General features: G+C 62.3%; 12 protein-coding genes and 1 pseudogene. 5 read left to right on the top strand and 8 right to left on the bottom strand.

The features are described 5' to 3' along the window. The 3 genes from EEB13_RS25720 to EEB13_RS25710 all read left to right on the top strand — a co-directional run bounded on the left by EEB13_RS25720 (nucleotide 1) and on the right by EEB13_RS25710 (nucleotide 6601). Complete coding sequence (locus tag EEB13_RS25720; protein WP_141486544.1) at nucleotides 1-3309, top strand: UvrD-helicase domain-containing protein; 3309 nt, start codon at nucleotides 1-3, stop codon at nucleotides 3307-3309. Then, nucleotides 3306-5171 (top strand): exodeoxyribonuclease V subunit alpha, encoded by a 1866-nt coding sequence (recD, locus tag EEB13_RS25715; protein WP_141486543.1) that lies wholly within the window; start codon nucleotides 3306-3308, stop codon nucleotides 5169-5171. The genes EEB13_RS25720 and recD overlap by 4 nt, the downstream gene beginning before the upstream one ends. A 125-nt stretch (nucleotides 5172-5296) precedes the next feature. Beyond that, the gene (locus EEB13_RS25710; protein ID WP_141486542.1) at nucleotides 5297-6601 is read left to right on the top strand and encodes a hypothetical protein; all 1305 of its coding nucleotides are present in this window, start codon (nucleotides 5297-5299) and stop codon (nucleotides 6599-6601) included. 68 nt (nucleotides 6602-6669) lie between these two features. Here the strand turns inward: EEB13_RS25710 and EEB13_RS25705 are convergent, their stop codons facing one another. Continuing rightward, complete coding sequence (locus EEB13_RS25705) at nucleotides 6670-7971, bottom strand: TrpB-like pyridoxal phosphate-dependent enzyme (protein ID WP_033232418.1); 1302 nt, start codon at nucleotides 7969-7971, stop codon at nucleotides 6670-6672. Nucleotides 7972-8329: 358 nt separating this feature from the next. Here EEB13_RS25705 and EEB13_RS25700 point away from each other — a divergent pair, with 358 nt between their 5' ends. Next, nucleotides 8330-8908: a TetR/AcrR family transcriptional regulator gene (locus tag EEB13_RS25700; protein ID WP_092806828.1), complete on the top strand. Its 579-nt coding sequence runs from the start codon at nucleotides 8330-8332 to the stop codon at nucleotides 8906-8908. On the opposite strand, the gene EEB13_RS25695 is transcribed toward EEB13_RS25700, so the two are convergent. Continuing rightward, on the bottom strand, nucleotides 8886-9761 hold the full coding sequence (locus EEB13_RS25695) for an aldo/keto reductase (RefSeq protein ID WP_095888210.1): 876 nt from the start codon (nucleotides 9759-9761) through the stop codon (nucleotides 8886-8888). The genes EEB13_RS25700 and EEB13_RS25695 overlap by 23 nt on opposite strands. Before the next feature lie 51 nt (nucleotides 9762-9812). Here EEB13_RS25695 and EEB13_RS25690 point away from each other — a divergent pair, with 51 nt between their 5' ends. After that, a complete protein-coding gene (locus EEB13_RS25690) occupies nucleotides 9813-10637 on the top strand; it encodes an HAD family hydrolase (protein ID WP_141486541.1) in 825 nt (274 codons plus the stop codon). Here the strand turns inward: EEB13_RS25690 and EEB13_RS25685 are convergent. The 6 genes and pseudogenes from EEB13_RS25685 to EEB13_RS25665 all read right to left on the bottom strand — a co-directional run bounded on the left by EEB13_RS25685 (nucleotide 10634) and on the right by EEB13_RS25665 (nucleotide 14609). Then, nucleotides 10634-11155: a CinA family protein gene (locus EEB13_RS25685; protein WP_045068535.1), complete on the bottom strand. Its 522-nt coding sequence runs from the start codon at nucleotides 11153-11155 to the stop codon at nucleotides 10634-10636. The two genes, EEB13_RS25690 and EEB13_RS25685, sit on opposite strands and share 4 nt — an antisense overlap. 13 nt (nucleotides 11156-11168) lie before the next feature. Then, nucleotides 11169-11270: a hypothetical protein gene (locus EEB13_RS32490; RefSeq protein ID WP_162487752.1), complete on the bottom strand. Its 102-nt coding sequence runs from the start codon at nucleotides 11268-11270 to the stop codon at nucleotides 11169-11171. A 40-nt stretch (nucleotides 11271-11310) separates the two neighbouring features. After that, a pseudogene (locus tag EEB13_RS25680) lies at nucleotides 11311-11808 on the bottom strand (catalase); the annotation flags it as partial. Nucleotides 11809-11960: 152 nt separating this feature from the next. Beyond that, on the bottom strand, nucleotides 11961-12842 hold the full coding sequence (locus EEB13_RS25675; protein ID WP_092806198.1) for an alpha/beta fold hydrolase: 882 nt from the start codon (nucleotides 12840-12842) through the stop codon (nucleotides 11961-11963). Nucleotides 12843-13057: 215 nt separating this feature from the next. Beyond that, nucleotides 13058-13723: a hypothetical protein gene (locus EEB13_RS25670; RefSeq protein WP_045068541.1), complete on the bottom strand. Its 666-nt coding sequence runs from the start codon at nucleotides 13721-13723 to the stop codon at nucleotides 13058-13060. A gap of 121 nt (nucleotides 13724-13844) precedes the next feature. After that, nucleotides 13845-14609, bottom strand: a complete 765-nt coding sequence (locus EEB13_RS25665; protein ID WP_045068543.1) for an SDR family NAD(P)-dependent oxidoreductase — start codon at nucleotides 14607-14609, stop codon at nucleotides 13845-13847. Between the last annotated feature and the right edge of the window lie 138 nt (nucleotides 14610-14747).

Raw genomic sequence — 14747 nt, 5'->3', positions numbered from 1 at the left:
ATGGACTTCGACCTGCTTGGCCCCCTTCCTTCGGGCACAACGGTATTGGAAGCAAGCGCGGGCACGGGTAAGACCTACGCCATTGTGGGTCTGGCAACTCGGTGTGTCGCCGAAGGTGTGGCGGATATTTCGCAGGTACTGCTGGTGACGTTCAGTAGGGCTGCAACACAGGAGCTTCGTGAGCGGACGCGTGAGCGGTTCGCTGGTGTATCGGCTGCGCTGGCAGACCCGGACGGTGCTCGTCACTCGGACGACGTGTTGATTCGTCTTCTGGCATCTGTCGACGACGAAGAGGTGGCACGTCGTCGCCGCAGACTTCTGCAGGCACTCGCGGAGTTCGATTCCGGCACCATGACCACAACGCACAGCTTCTGCCAGCGGATGCTCGACGGTCTGGGTATCGCGGGTGAGCGGGAACCGGATGCGACGTTTGTCGAATCGGTCGACGATCTGATCGACGAGGTTGTGTCCGATCTCTACCTCGTCCGCTACAGCGCCCTGGATACGTCCCCACCGTTTTCTGTGAAGGATGCGCTGGCGATCGCGCGGAGTGCGGTCGCAGACGGGCAAGCTGTACTCGAACCCGATGCCGACGAGGACACCATCCCGGGGCAGCGGGTGTTGTTCGCGGCGGCAGCGCGGGACGAGGTCGAACGACGCAAACGTGCCAGGGGGATTCGCGACTTCAACGACCTCCTGACCTTGCTGCACGGGGTGCTCGCCGACCCCGATTACGGACAGGAAGCCTGCCGCCGCGTGCGCGAGAAGTTTCGTGTGGTCCTGATCGACGAATTCCAGGACACCGACCCACTGCAATGGGATATCTTGCGCCTCGCGTTTCACGGGCACACCACGCTGGTTCTTGTCGGTGACCCCAAGCAGGCTATCTACGCGTTCCGTGGAGCCGAGGTGCTGAGCTACCTCGACGCCGTACAGCAGGCCGATTCGCATCAGGAACTCACTACCAATTGGCGCAGTGACCCCGGTCTGCTGGCTGCGCTCGAGCATCTGTACGGCGGTGCCGCGCTGGGTAACGACAGCATCGTCGCTCATCCGGTTGCGTCGTCGCACAAGGTTTCCCGGCTTCCCGGGCAGCCGGCGATGCGTTTGCGTTATCTGCCGCGCACCGGCGCAGGTCCGCTCAATCGGTCGCAATTTCCCGCGGTCGGCAGATTGCGGAGCCGCATTGCCGACGACCTGGCCGCCGACGTCGTGCGCGTGCTCTCGAGTGGTTCCGAGCTGAGTCTCGGTGGTGTGAGCCGGCCTGTTGTACCCGGCGACATTGCAGTCCTGGTGCGTAATCACAAGCAAGCCGAGATGATTCGTGGCACGTTGGAACTCGTCGGTGTTCCGTCTGTATTGACCGGCGGCTCCAGCGTCTTCGCGACGGCGAGCGCAAAACACTGGCTGTGGCTGTTGCAGGCCGTCGAGCAGCCTCACCGTGCAGACCGGGTGCGGCTGGCTGCGCTGTCGCCGATTCTGGGCCATACGCCCGAGGCGATGGATTCCGATGGCGACGCCGTCGTGGCTGCCGTGTCCGGGCAGTTGCGAGTGTTTGCCGAGCTGTTCCAGCGAATCGGGTTTGCGGCGGTGTTCGAAAGAATATCAGGTGAAACAGGTTTGGAGCGAAGAATCCTGTCGTCGCCGTCCGGCGAACGTGATTTCACCGATCTGCGTCACGTGGCGCAATTGCTCGGCCGAGTCGCGGCCGAAGAATCGTTCGGCCTGAGCGCCCTCGTACGGTGGTTGGGGGATCGGATCAAGGACCCGGCGTCGGGAAGCGTGAGTGATCGCAGCAGACGTCTGGACAGCGACGCAGCGGCAGTGCAGATCGCCACGGTTCACGCCAGCAAGGGCCTCGAGTTCCCGATTGTGTACGTGCCCTTCGGTTGGGACAGCGTCGGCGGATTCGCCGCAGCGACCCAGATGCTCCACGACGGCGACGGACGCCGGATTCTCGACGTCGGTGGGGCTGAAGGGCCGGGTTACAACACTCGGAAGCTGACTGCTGAAACGGAGGGAGCGGGCGAAGAGTTGCGTCTGCTGTACGTGGCGCTCACCCGGGCGCAGTGCCAGCTTGTTCTTTGGTGGGCGCCGGCATTCGGTACGTCACGATCCGCATTGCACAGGTTGCTGCTCGGGCGTACACCCGGAATCGTGGAGCCCGCCCGAGTGGTGAAAGTTCTTGATGACGGCGCCATTGCCATGCGATTGGAATCGTGGCCTGCTGACCGCTCGGACGTGATTTCCGTCGAGTCGGTCGGGCCGCACCCACCGTCGGTCGATCGTTGGTCCGAATCCGTCTCGGAGACCTACCAGTTGGAGGCAGCTCGCTTCGATCGTGACCTGGATACGCTGTGGCGCCGGACGTCGTATTCGGCGTTGACGGCGGGCGCTCATCATGCGCCCACCACCGGCAGTGAGGTCGAGGATCCGGGGAAGGACGACGAACCGTCGGACTTCGTGGACGTCGGACCCGTGGAAGCCTCACCGCTGGAGGCATTGCCGTCGCCCATGAACGGACTTCCCGCGGGCGCCGCGTTCGGCACGTTGGTTCACGAAATTCTCGAAGTTGTCGATACCTCCGCTGTGGACTTACGCAGCGAACTCGAGATGCGATGTGCACAGGCGGTTTCTGCGCGGGCTGCGGACCTGGACCCGGTGGCGCTGGCGAACGCGCTCTTTGCGGTCATGCACACGCCACTGGGCTTCGGAACGCTGGCGACAATCGATCCTTCGGATCGACTGCCGGAGTTGGACTTCGAATTGCCGCTGGCCGGTGGTGACGATCCGGTGTCATTGATGGTCACGCTGCGTCAGGTGGCCGAACTTCTCCGAAAGCATCTGCCGCACGACGACATTCTGGCGGGTTATGCCGATCACCTGGGGCGGGTCGACGCCATACCGATGCGGGGATTCCTGACCGGCAGTATCGATGCAGTACTGCGCATTCCGGGGCCGTCGTTCGTGATCGTCGACTACAAGACCAACAGGTTGGGGCGCGGTGATCTCACGGCTGCGCATTACACCCGGGACCTGATGGCAGCTGAGATGATTCGCTCGCATTACCCGCTTCAGGCTCTGTTGTACTCGGTTGCATTGCATCGCTATCTGCGGTGGCGACTTGCGGATTACGATCCGGGGCGGCATCTGGGCGGAGCGCAGTATCAGTTTGTCCGGGGGATGCTCGGACCGGAAAGTCCGCCGGAATGCGGTGTCTTCGAGTGGAAACCACCGGCCGCGCTCATCGTCGAGTTGTCGGATCTGCTCGCGGGTCGATCTTCGCCTGACGTACTGGAGTTCTCATGACCGAAGCGCAGTTGGCCCAGCGAGCACGTGGGATCGTGCGCACGTTCAACGAGGCCGGGGTCCTTCTGGCCGCCGACGTCCACGTTGCTGTCAGATTGTGCACGCTGGGCGGGGAACCGTCGCCAGGCGTGATGTTGGTGGCCGCGTTGGCAGTTCGGGCGGTGCGCTCGGGATCGGTTTGCCTGGATCTACGACGCATGCAGGATGTCAGCGTCGACGGGGCCACCGAAGCCGAACTTGCCGCGTTACCCTGGCCGGAACCTGAAGCGGTGATCAGCGCGTTGCGGTTGAGCCCCTTGGTGATCGGCGGAACTGCCGGGCCGTTGCGACCGCTGCGACTGGTGGATAGCGATGACGGAGAGTTGTTGTACCTGGACCGGTACTTTTTGCAGGAGCAGACAATTCGGCGGGTGCTCGACGAGCGAGCCGAGACGCATCCGACAGTCGACACCGAACAGTCGCGCACCCGATTGCAGACAACTTTTCAGGGGGATTCAGGCCATACCAGTGGCCCTGACCGTCAGCGCATTGCGGCAGCCCTGTCGCTTACACACTGGACGACGGTTATCGCGGGTGGCCCGGGTACCGGCAAAACTCACACGGTGGCACGTATTCTTGCGCTGCTTCTCGAAGAGCACGGCAGCGAGTTACGAATCGGTCTGGCTGCGCCCACCGGCAAAGCGGCTGCGCGATTGCAGGAGTCGGTGCGCGAGCAGGCGGAGCAGTTGAAACTTCCGGCAGACCTCACGGCGATGACGCTGCACCGTTTGTTGGGCTGGCAACGGGGCAGCGCCAGCAGGTTCAAGTACAACGCGTCCAACCGCCTGCCGTTCGATGTGATCGTGGTGGACGAGACGTCGATGGTGTCGTTGACGTTGATGGCTCGATTACTCGAGGCCGTGCGTCCTGACGCGCGACTGCTGTTGGTCGGAGATCCGGATCAGTTGACGTCGGTGGATGCCGGCGCGGTCCTCGCGGATCTTGTTGCACGACCGTCGAATGCGGAGGGAAACAAGGCGCTGGCCGACATTGTCGGTGCGGACTTGGAACCTGGAGGTACTGCCGAATCACTCACCGCGCACGATCGTGAACGTCTCCGCGGCGGCATAGTTCAACTTTCCCGTGGCCGACGATTCGGCGGAATCATTGCGCAGTTGGCAAGCGCGGTTCGGGAGGGCAAGGCAGAGGAGGTTATCGGCCTTCTTCGTAGCGGTGATTCCGCCGTGTCGTTTCACGCGCCCGAAGACCTCGACGCGCTGCGTTCCGATATCGTCACGAGCGCTGAGTCCGCGACTGGATTCGCGAAGCAGGGTGACGCGATGAGAGCGCTGAAAGCGATGGAATCGCATCGGCTTCTGTGCGCACACCGCGACGGCCCGTACGGCGTCAGTCGGTGGGCAAAACAGGCCATGGACTGGGTGGGGGCTGCGGCAGGGGAGTTCCTGAATCCTGAACAGTGGTATCCCGGCCAGCCGCTGTTGGTCACAGCCAACGACTACGAGGTCGGCATCTACAACGGAGATACCGGAGTGATTGTCGAGGGCGAGGGCGGAGTGCTCATGGCAGCCTTCCAGCGCGGCGACAACAATTTCCAGTTGCACCCGAGCTCATTGTCGTCCGTGCAGACGGTCTATGCGATGACCATCCACCGAAGCCAGGGCAGTCAATACGACACCGTCTCCGTCATGTTGCCGGCCGAGGCGTCGTCGCTGCTCACTCGGGAGTTGTTGTACACCGCGATTACTCGCGCGCGAACTCATGTTCGGGTGATCGGAACAGAGGAGTCCGTGCGCGCCGGCGTCGAACGCCAAGTGCTCCGGGCCAGCGGCTTGCGTCGTGCCATCCGTCCCTACGACGGTTGAAATGGCTGCATAAGTTCCTCTGGAAGCCCTCGACCTTCAGGTGAGATTGAGTGCGTTTGTATCTGGGTATGTACTTCTGTGCATGCTCCGCTGTCGATGCTTCATCGAGAGATACGAGACACTAGATGGACTCTGCTGATGCTGAACCCCTCAGTAAGTCGGAACGCGCCGAACTCGAGAAGTTACGCGCCCAATTTGCGGCTACCAAGCCGACTGAGCGGCAACGGGCTGAGCATTCGGGGCTTCGGTGGATCGGCGTCTGGATCTTGCTCATTTTGATTCTTGTGCTGTCGTTCGCCGGTGTTCTCGCGCGTTATGCACGCAGCGAATTGCTCGATTCCGAACGCTACGTGCAGACTGTTGCGCCGCTGGGGTCGAATCCTGTCATCCAGGGCGAAGTCACCGACCGGATCACCGATGAAATCGATTCACAGTTGGACATCGAGAAAGTGACAGCGGACGCGTTGGCAACGCTGACCGAGAATGCGGAGCGGGTGCCGCAGGTAGTGGTCGGTCTCGCGCCGGTCATTGCTGATCAGGCAAAATCGTTCATCCACCAGACAGTCGGCTCCGTGGTGTCCTCGGACGCATTCGAGAATCTGTGGGTCGAGGCGAATCGTGAAGCCCACCAATCCTTGACGGCGGTATTGACCGGCGACACGCGGGCTGCGGTCGATATCAGTGACAAGGGTGAGGTCAGCATCTCGCTGGCCCCGCTGATCGAGAAGGCGCGCAGCGCACTCGTCGATCGTGGGTTTGCTTTTGCCGACAAGATTCCCGATGTCGACAAGTCCTTCGTGATCTTCGAATCCCCGAAGTTGGTCAAGGCTCAGCGTCTTGTGTCTGCGCTGGACAAAGCGTCCTCGGTTCTTCCGTGGGTGATCATCATCCTCGCCGCCGGGGCAATCTGGTGCGCGCCCAAGGGATCGCGTCTGCGGACTTTGTCGCTGGTCGGAATCACCGTTGCCGTGGCGATGGCGCTCCTCGCGGTCGCGCTCAGCATCGGGCGCGCGGTGTACCTGGACGACATTCCTGCAGACGTGTTGTCGCCCGCGTCAGCCGGGGTTATCGTCGACACCCTTCTCCTGCCGCTCAAGACCAGCCTGCGGGCCGTCTTCGTTCTCGGCGTCGTGATTGCGATCGTCGGCTATCTGACGGGTGGATCGTCGTCGGCGCTTGCCGTGCGCCGCGGATTCAGCAAGGCAGTCGACTCTGTCAGATCACCGAGTACGGATCGTGAACCACGCGCCATCGAGACGATATGCGCAAAATACATTGTGGCGCTTCGCGTTTTGGTCGTTGTCATCGCCGTGGCTGTACTTGTCTTCTGGCGCTACCCGTCGGGTGTTGTCGTAGCGGTGACGGTGCTCGTGACAGTGCTCGCGTTGGTTGCGCTAGAGGTGATTGCGCGGCCGGCTCGGGTGCATTAGGGCCTTCGGCCCCGTGCGCCTTTGTGGTAGTCGGCACTACCAGAAAGGCGCACAGGGCCCGCAGGGCCTCAGACGTACGGCGAGTACGCGGGCAGATCCAGCTGACCGTTGCCGGACAGGCCGATCACGATCACCTCAGGTTCGGTGACGGAACGCGCGTGAGCGATCGCACCCGCAACTGCGTGGGTGGATTCCGGAGCCGGGATGATGCCCTCGGCGCGGGCGAAGATCAGACCGGCGTTCAGTGCATCGTCCTGATCGATGGCGATGGCATCCATCAGTCCCAGGTTGACAGCATGGGAGACCATCGGCGACATACCGTGGTAGCGCAGTCCGCCGGCGTGGATGGCCGGGGGAACGAAGTCCTTGCCCAGGGTGTGCATCTTGAGCAGTGGGGTCAGGCCGGCAACGTCACCGAAGTCGTAGCGGTACTCGCCCTCGGTGAGGGACGGGCAGGCCGACGGCTCGCAGGCAACCAGACGAGTCTTGGTGCCCTCACGCAGATTCCGTCCCAGGAACGGGAAGGTCAGGCCGGCGAGGTTGGAACCGCCGCCGGCGCAACCGAATACGGTGTCAGGGATGGCGTCGCCGGCTTCTTCGAGCTGAACCATGGCTTCCTGGCCGATGACGGTCTGGTGCAGCATGACGTGGTTCAGGACGCTACCGAGTGAGTAGTGCGTGTTCGGATCCTGCGCGGCAACCTCGACTGCTTCGCTGATCGCCATGCCCAGGGAGCCCGTGGTGTCAGGGTGCGATTTCAGCAGTGCGCGACCGGCTTCCGTCAGATCCGACGGCGACGGGTGGCAGATTCCGCCGTAGGCCTCCATCTGGATGCGGCGGTACGGCTTGGAGTCGAAGGACGAACGGACCTGCCACACCTCGACGTCGAGTCCGAGCAGCGCGCCGGCGAAGGACAGCGACGCGCCCCACTGGCCGGCACCGGTTTCGGTGGTGAGCTTGGTGGTTCCCTCGATGGCGTTGTAGTACGCCTGAGCCACAGCGGTATTCGGCTTGTGCGAACCGACGGGGCTTACGCCTTCGTACTTGTAGTAGATGCGGGCAGGCGTTCCCAGTGCTCGCTCGAGGCGGTGTGCGCGGAAGAGCGGGGAGGGCCTCCACATGCCGTAGATCTCGCGGACGGTCTCGGGGATCTCGATGTACCGCTCCGTCGACACTTCCTGCGCGATGAGATTCATCGGAAACAGCGGTGCCAGGTCCTCAGGACCGAGTGGCTCGCGGGTGCCCGGGTGCAGGTGCGGGGGAACGGGTTCGGGGAGGTCGGCCGCCAGGTTGTACCAGTGCGTCGGAACCTTCGACGGGATGGAAACGCCCAATGGTTCGAGCGAACGGTTGAGTGGGGTGGTGGTCAACTAACTCTCCTTCATGGATTTCGGTACCTGGTTCGCGGTATCGGGTGATCCAATGCTGGAGCGTTGCGGACCACCCGATCTCGTCTGGGCAGCACACAGTTGCGGCTGACCGTCAGCGGTCAGGCCACCAGCTGTGCGGGGCGGGGAAGGTCACGAGCCGATGGTACATCGAGTGCCCGCATGGTTGCTGAACCGTCTCGGTCTGTGGACTGGGCGAGGATCGAGTGAGCACGGTTTGTCTCGAGTGAGCATGGACTTCAGCAGGCAGGAAACCGTGCTCACTGTGCAGAAAGGGTGCTAGCTCCGGGACGTAGCATGAACCCGACAGATGAACGAGAGGAACGGAGGCGCAGTTGCGATGGCAGACCTGAGCTCGCGTGAGCGGATGATCCGCAGCGCTGTCGAGTTGATCAGCCGCAACGGCGTCGACGCGACCTCGTTCAACGACGTGATCAAGCACAGCAGCGCCCCGCGCGGGTCCATCTACCACCACTTTCCGGGCGGCAAAACCCAGCTGATGGTCGAGGCCGTGCAAGCTGCCGGCGCCGTCATCACGCGTCGGATCAGTGCGGCGTCGGCTACCGGATCGCCGGCCGACATCATCGATGCAGTCGGCGATATCTGGCGTCGCAACCTCGCGAACTCCGATTTTGCGATCGGCTGTCCGATCATCGCCGGTGGGCTCGCCCGGGCGAGCGAACCCGAAGTTGCGCAGGCCGCTGCCGAGGTTCTGGCGGGTTGGCAGACACTTGTCGAGACCGCGCTTGGTGAGGCAGGCTCACCGCCGGATCAGGCCAGGTCGATGGCAAATCTGACCATCGCCTCGATCGAGGGGGCCGTTGCGCTGTGTCAGACGACGCGCAGCATCGAGCCCCTCGAACGAGTGATGGCAACCCTGCAGGATCTGTCGGAAATTACTGTGGCGCACCGATATTAAGTTCGTCGGGATGCGCGCCGACGCGAGTGCCGTCGTCGAGCGTGGCGATTTCGCTGAGGTCGAGTTCGGTGAGTTCGAAGTCGAAGACGTCGATGTTCTCCGCGATGCGGGCATCGTGCACGGACTTCGGAATGACGATGAGGCCGTTCTGCAGATGCCAGCGGATCAGTACCTGCGCGGCCGACTTGCTGTGCCGATCACCGATTCGGGTGATGATCGGGTCCGTCAAAAGTGTGTTCGGCTTCGACGCCGGACCCCATCCTGCGTTACTGGTCCCGCCGAGTGGGCTCCACGATTCGACCGCAATTGCGTGCTCGGCAGCCTTCTCACGAATGGCGTGCTGGGGGAGATGGGGATGCAATTCCACCTGATCCACAGCGGGAAGCAGCCCACCTCGATCGACAAGAAGTTGCAGGTGGTGGGGTTCGAAGTTGCAGATGCCGACGGCCTTCGCGCGGCCTGATTCAGCGATCTTCTCCATGGCGTCCCACGTGCGGAGCAGTCGTTCCTTGTCCTGGAGCGGCCAATGGACTAGGTACAGGTCGACATAGTCGACGCCCAATTTCTTGATGCTGGTGTCGAACGCTGCCAACGCCGGTTCGTAGCCCTGATCGGAGTTCCACAGCTTTGTGGTGAGGAAAACGTCCTCACGGGCAACCGATGATGCCGCGATGCCGCGTCCTACGCCCTCTTCGTTGCCGTACGCGGCAGCGGTGTCGATGTGGCGGTAGCCGGCGTCGTCGAGTGCAAAGCGCACGGCGTGTTCGGTTTCGTCGTTGGTGGCCTGCCAGACTCCTAGGCCGAGTTGCGGGATCGTGGTTCCGGAATTCAGGCTGATGTCGGGGATGCTCATGTATTCAGGCTAGCGAGGCTGCCGACGGATTGCCTGGCATCATGTATTCACGTGACCCGAATCCGAATGTTTGCCACCGACCTCGACGGCACCCTGCTGCGCTCCGATCGAACGATTTCGGAGCGGACGGCGCAGGCGATGGAGAGCGCACGCCTGGCGGGAATCGAAGTGGTGTGGGCGACGGCTCGCGCTCGGCATTCGGTGCATACGTTGGCAAGCTCTTGCGGGTTCCGGGGTAAGGCGGTGTGCGCCAACGGTGCTGTGATTCTAGATCTTGCCGACGGTACACCGACGATCGTCGATACTGTCTCGATCGAAACATCCTTGGCGGCAACGGCAATGGAACAAATCCGCACACTCGTTCCCGGCGTCGTGTTCGCGAATGTCGGGCCGACACAGTTCTTTGCGGAACCCGAATACGCTGCGCTGTGCGACTTCACGGATCACCACAGGCACGTCCACGAGATGGTTCTTGCCGATACGTTGCCGCTGGAGATCGAACCGATGGTGAAGATTGTCGCCCGGCATCCGGACGTGTCGAGTTCCGATCTCTACCGAACCGCCGCGGCAGCCGGAATTACCGGCGTCGAACTCACTCATTCCGGTGCCCCGTACATGGAAATGGCGGCATCCGGGGTGTCCAAAGCCAGTGCACTCGCACAGTTGTGCGCCGCTGAAGGCATTGACCCGTCGGAGGTCGCGGCCGCAGGTGACGCCGTCAACGACCTGCCGATGTTGATGTGGGCAGGTACCGCCTTGGCGCCGTCGAACGCGCTACCGGAAATTCTCGAACTTGCAGACCGAGTGCTGGCGAGCAACGACGAGGACGGGGTGGCGAGCTACCTGGAGGAATTGGCGTCTTCGAACCACGGCTAACTCGCCAGTCTGGTGTGATCGCCGCCGGCGGCATGCTGCGCTAACAGTTTGATCGCATGCTCGACTGTCGCGGCGAGAATGTCCTCCGGCTCGCCGCTGAATACCTGTTTCTCAGTCTCGGCGACACCATGATCGACAACCCCGAACCACACTGTTCCAGGATCTTGGTCCTCCTGGGGTTCTGGGCCTGCCTCCCCGGTGACGGCCAGAGCCAGCGTGGCACCCATCAGGGTTGCAGTGCTGTGGGCCATGACTCGCACCGCGTCTTCACAGACGACGGGGCCGTCCGGAACGTGGAGCACGGAATGCTTGACCGCCGGACTGTACGCGACAATCCCACCACTGAACCAAGACCCGGCATCGGGCGCCTTTCCCAGGTGCGCAGCGATATTTCCGGAGGTCAGCGATTCTGCTGTTGCGACAGTCAAACCGCGTCTTGTTGCTGCGGTTGCCAATTGCTCACATACGTCGTCGAGGCCGCGTTCAATGGGGAGTTCGGGTTGCGGATCGGTGCTCACCTCTATTGTCCTTTCAGTTCGCAGAAGAAGTGTGAAAACGTTCCCATACCCGGTGCGTTTTCAGCAGTTCTGTTACGGCGGTGACTGCTTCCTCCGGGGTCGGGGCAACTACCACCCCGAATGCCGAGTCGTCGATTCCGGCAGCCCCAGTGCAAGAATACGGGAATGGTGTTACCTACCAAGTCGAATACACCTTCCTCGGTGTAGAACTTGGTCGCGAACCCGCGAGTGTCGCGCACTGTATCGGCTGAGCCGCGTGAGCCCAGTACCGTCGAGAAGCGAACGAATGTGGGGGTTTGTGTTCCTTTGGCAAAAAGTGCTGCCTTGCAGATACTTTCGGCGGATCCGTTCGCGACGAAGTTGCCGTGTGCGGCAGCGCCACCCGTATGCATAACCCGCTCGGCAATGTGCTCGTGATCGAAGTGAGTGATCTTCTCGGTCTTGTAGAGGTGAGTTCCGATCGCAGTCGTGAGAAATTCGCCTTGTTGTGCCCGGCCGTGGCTGTCCGTCGCGGGCTCGGCTCCTGCGACAGTACGTACTTCGGGCTGTCTCTGATCTTCTTTGGGAGGCAGCGGCGGGCGTGGTTGGACGGGCTCTCGGAGGTCCGGCGCCCTGGGAGCAGGTGCGCCTGGGATGTACGGTGATGAAGGCATCGGACAGCCCCTTCTGTTCGTCACACATCGTGCGAAGAGAATTCCTCTGACAGAGCCCTACCCAACAGATGATTCGACAAACATGGTGCTGCTGAGAACCGGTCGTGTTGTTATTCGACCATCGGTAGTGGACGCGAGGCGCGGCGGCAATTTCAGCCCGTGACGGCTTTCGGTCCGAAGCCCACACCACAATCCGTCATGAACTCCGTGAATACGCGATCGAACCGGTCCGGGTAGTCCAGGTGCGGGAAATGTCCTGCGCGGGGGAAGATCTCGACCCGACCCAGGGGTAGTTCGGCGCGGGCGTTCTCGGTGTGCGCGTTGGGGATGATGGTGTCTTCGGCGCCCCAGACCAAGAGTGCCTGCAAGTTCTGGAACTTCGCGAAATGTGGTGTTGCGGCGACTGTTTGGCCCTGGTAATTGATCACCGAGCGGGCAGTGGCAAGGAAAGCCTGCCGGGTTGCGGCGTCGGATACCGTCGCAAGGCTCTTGCGAGCTTCACTGGCGCTGGCACCCAATTTGAACAGCCCGATCTTGTTGAACAGTTCGAGAGCTTTGTCGGTGACGTCGGTCAGCGTCTTGGACGCCAGGACGGGAAGAACCAGTTCGCTGCCGGGCAAGGTTGCGGCCCGAAGGAGTGGGCTGACTTCGGGGCCCAGGCCACCGCTGGCCACCAGGCACAGGCGCTCGACGCGGTCGGGGAACAGATACATGGCTTGCATGGCAACACCGCCGCCGAGGGAGTGGCCGACCAACGTGGCGGAGGGGATGTCGAGTGCTTCCAGGAGATCGCGCACGGTCGCGGCGTGGGCACTCAGGGAGTAGTCGCCGGCCGGCTTGTCGGACGCTCCGTGCCCGAACAGGTCGGGTGCGATGACGCGGTAGCGCCGCGACAGCGTCTCGATCTGCGGTTCCCAATTGGTATGTGCGCCGAGAAGGCCGTGGATCAGGACGACAACGGGGCCTTTGCCCTGGTCGACGTATTTCAGCTGGTCACCGTGCAGTACAACGGTCTGCAATTGATCGGTTGCCATGGTTGAGCCTTTCGGAGCGGCCGGTTTGTCCAGCGCTCGCGTGTTGTGAGGGCCGCATCTCCGCCCCGACGCGGATTCACGGTATTTGTGACCGGGAGTTACCCCAGTTCCCTCAGTATGCCCATTGCAGGTCGTCCTGTCGTGGTCATACCGGGTGTTGTGACGAACCGCGATTGCTGTTGCGGCGGGAGACGTAGAACTCACTTGGCTGCGGATCAGGCAAAATCCTCGAGCTTTCCGAAGGTCAGAGCAACATCCCAGGGATGGACGTTCCACGTCTGGATGGCTGTTGTGGCGAAGATGCCTGCCGCTTCGATGGTCTCCTGCGACGCCGGCGCCGCGACGGAAACCCCTGGTTGATCGCTGGGAACCTCAGGCCAGACGCCGGTATCGGCGGGTGCGGGTGCTGCCTCCATGACGGCATTGGCTGCGCCGTCCTCGCTGATCACGGCAAACAGACAATGCGGCTGCGCTGGAGCGTCCCAACCACCCTGTTCTACCAGCCAGAATTCGCTGCGCGCCGCAGCGGAGAGAGCAACGTGTGCGAGTGCCAGCTCGAGTTCGTCCCACGGATCTCCGTCGACGGGGATGGGATCGCCGAGTTGGAACGACCCGGCGACGTCGGCGTTGTCGGAAGCGGCGAAGCGCGGTTGCACCGACAGCGTGCCTGACTCCGTGTCCAGGAAGGCAATTTCTCGAGATCGGTTGTCCGGCATCATGGTACGGGCGATACGTCCACGACCGAGCAGCTCGGCAAGACCTTCGGGATTGTCGATGCTCCACAGACGGGTCTCGTCCTCGGACCAGGTGCGGATCATTCCACTGACGACGGGACTGATCAGTACAGGTTCGAGATTCGTAGTGTCACTCTGTTCACTCATCGCGCACTCCCACCGAAGTTCGTACCGCCGGACGGGTTCCAGGGGACTCTCGGACAAGTATGCCGCCTCGCGCTGTGCGCCTTACTAACCGCGGACGGTTGGTAAGGCGCACAGTAGGCGATCACATATGCGTGCCGCCATCGATGCGGATTTCGGTTCCGGTCACGAAGGAGCCGTCGTCGGATGCGAGCATCGCGATCACGCCTGCCACCGCGGACGGGGGAGCAAAACCGTCACCGATGGCCGGTAGCAGCTTGCCGAGCAACGTGTAGTCGATGTCGGCGGGGAATCCGGGGTCGGAGGTCATTCCCGACGCGATGCTTCCTGGCGCGACGGCAACGGCACGTAGTCCCTGCTTGCTGTATTCGAGAGCGAGTGCATGCGTGAAGGATTGGATACCGCCCTTGGACGCCGCATAGGCCGCCATGTACGGGTGGGCAAACGTCGCGGAGGTGGAACTGAAGTTGACGACAACACCGCTGCCGCTTTCCAGCAGAGCGGGAAGCGCCTCGCGTGTCATGAGAAAGGTGCCGGTGAGGTTGACGCCGATGACGGTGTTCCAGAAGTCGAGCGACATCTCGTGGGTGCGTTCGGAGCGCAGAATTCCAGCGGCATTGACGAGCACGTCCAAACCGCCGAGCGCCGTGATCGCAGAACCGATCTGTTGCCGAACGGAGTCCTCTTTCGAGATGTCGACGGTGACGACGGTGAGGCGGTCGCCATGGCCGGCGGCAGCTGCTGCGGCTCGAGTGAGTTCGAGTCCTGCTTCGGAAATATCCGCGGCAACGACGGTGCCGCCTTCCTCCAGGATTCGAGCCACCGTGGCTTGCCCGATGCCGGACCCGGCACCGCTGATGAGGACGCGCTTGTTGTCGAATCGGTTCATGAAAAATCTCCGGTCTGTGGAAGAAAACGGCGCTGCTACTTTTGATTCTCCGGAGAAGAAAAGCTCGAAACCAGGGGTTATCCCATTGAGCGAACACGTGGCATCGACGCTGAGCGAACCAGTGGCAGTTAACGCACT

Source organism: Rhodococcus sp. WS3, assembly GCF_003797085.1.
Lineage (GTDB): Bacteria > Actinomycetota > Actinomycetes > Mycobacteriales > Mycobacteriaceae > Rhodococcus_F > Rhodococcus_F globerula.
The sequence above is the reverse complement of the archived record's forward strand: the minus strand, read 5'-3'. Positions and strand labels throughout refer to the sequence as shown.

Bases quoted from the DNA above. Each gene is read 5' to 3' on its own strand.
- EEB13_RS25720 (WP_141486544.1), top strand. From the start codon at position 1: ATGGACTTCGACCTGCTTGGCCCCCTTCCTTCGGGCACAACGGTATTG.
- recD (WP_141486543.1), top strand. From the start codon at position 3,306: ATGACCGAAGCGCAGTTGGCCCAGCGAGCACGTGGGATCGTGCGCACG.
- EEB13_RS25710 (WP_141486542.1), top strand. From the start codon at position 5,297: ATGGACTCTGCTGATGCTGAACCCCTCAGTAAGTCGGAACGCGCCGAA.
- EEB13_RS25700 (WP_092806828.1), top strand. From the start codon at position 8,330: ATGGCAGACCTGAGCTCGCGTGAGCGGATGATCCGCAGCGCTGTCGAG.
- EEB13_RS25695 (WP_095888210.1), bottom strand. From the start codon at position 9,761: ATGAGCATCCCCGACATCAGCCTGAATTCCGGAACCACGATCCCGCAA.
- EEB13_RS25675 (WP_092806198.1), bottom strand. From the start codon at position 12,842: ATGGCAACCGATCAATTGCAGACCGTTGTACTGCACGGTGACCAGCTG.
- EEB13_RS25670 (WP_045068541.1), bottom strand. From the start codon at position 13,723: ATGAGTGAACAGAGTGACACTACGAATCTCGAACCTGTACTGATCAGT.
- EEB13_RS25665 (WP_045068543.1), bottom strand. From the start codon at position 14,609: ATGAACCGATTCGACAACAAGCGCGTCCTCATCAGCGGTGCCGGGTCC.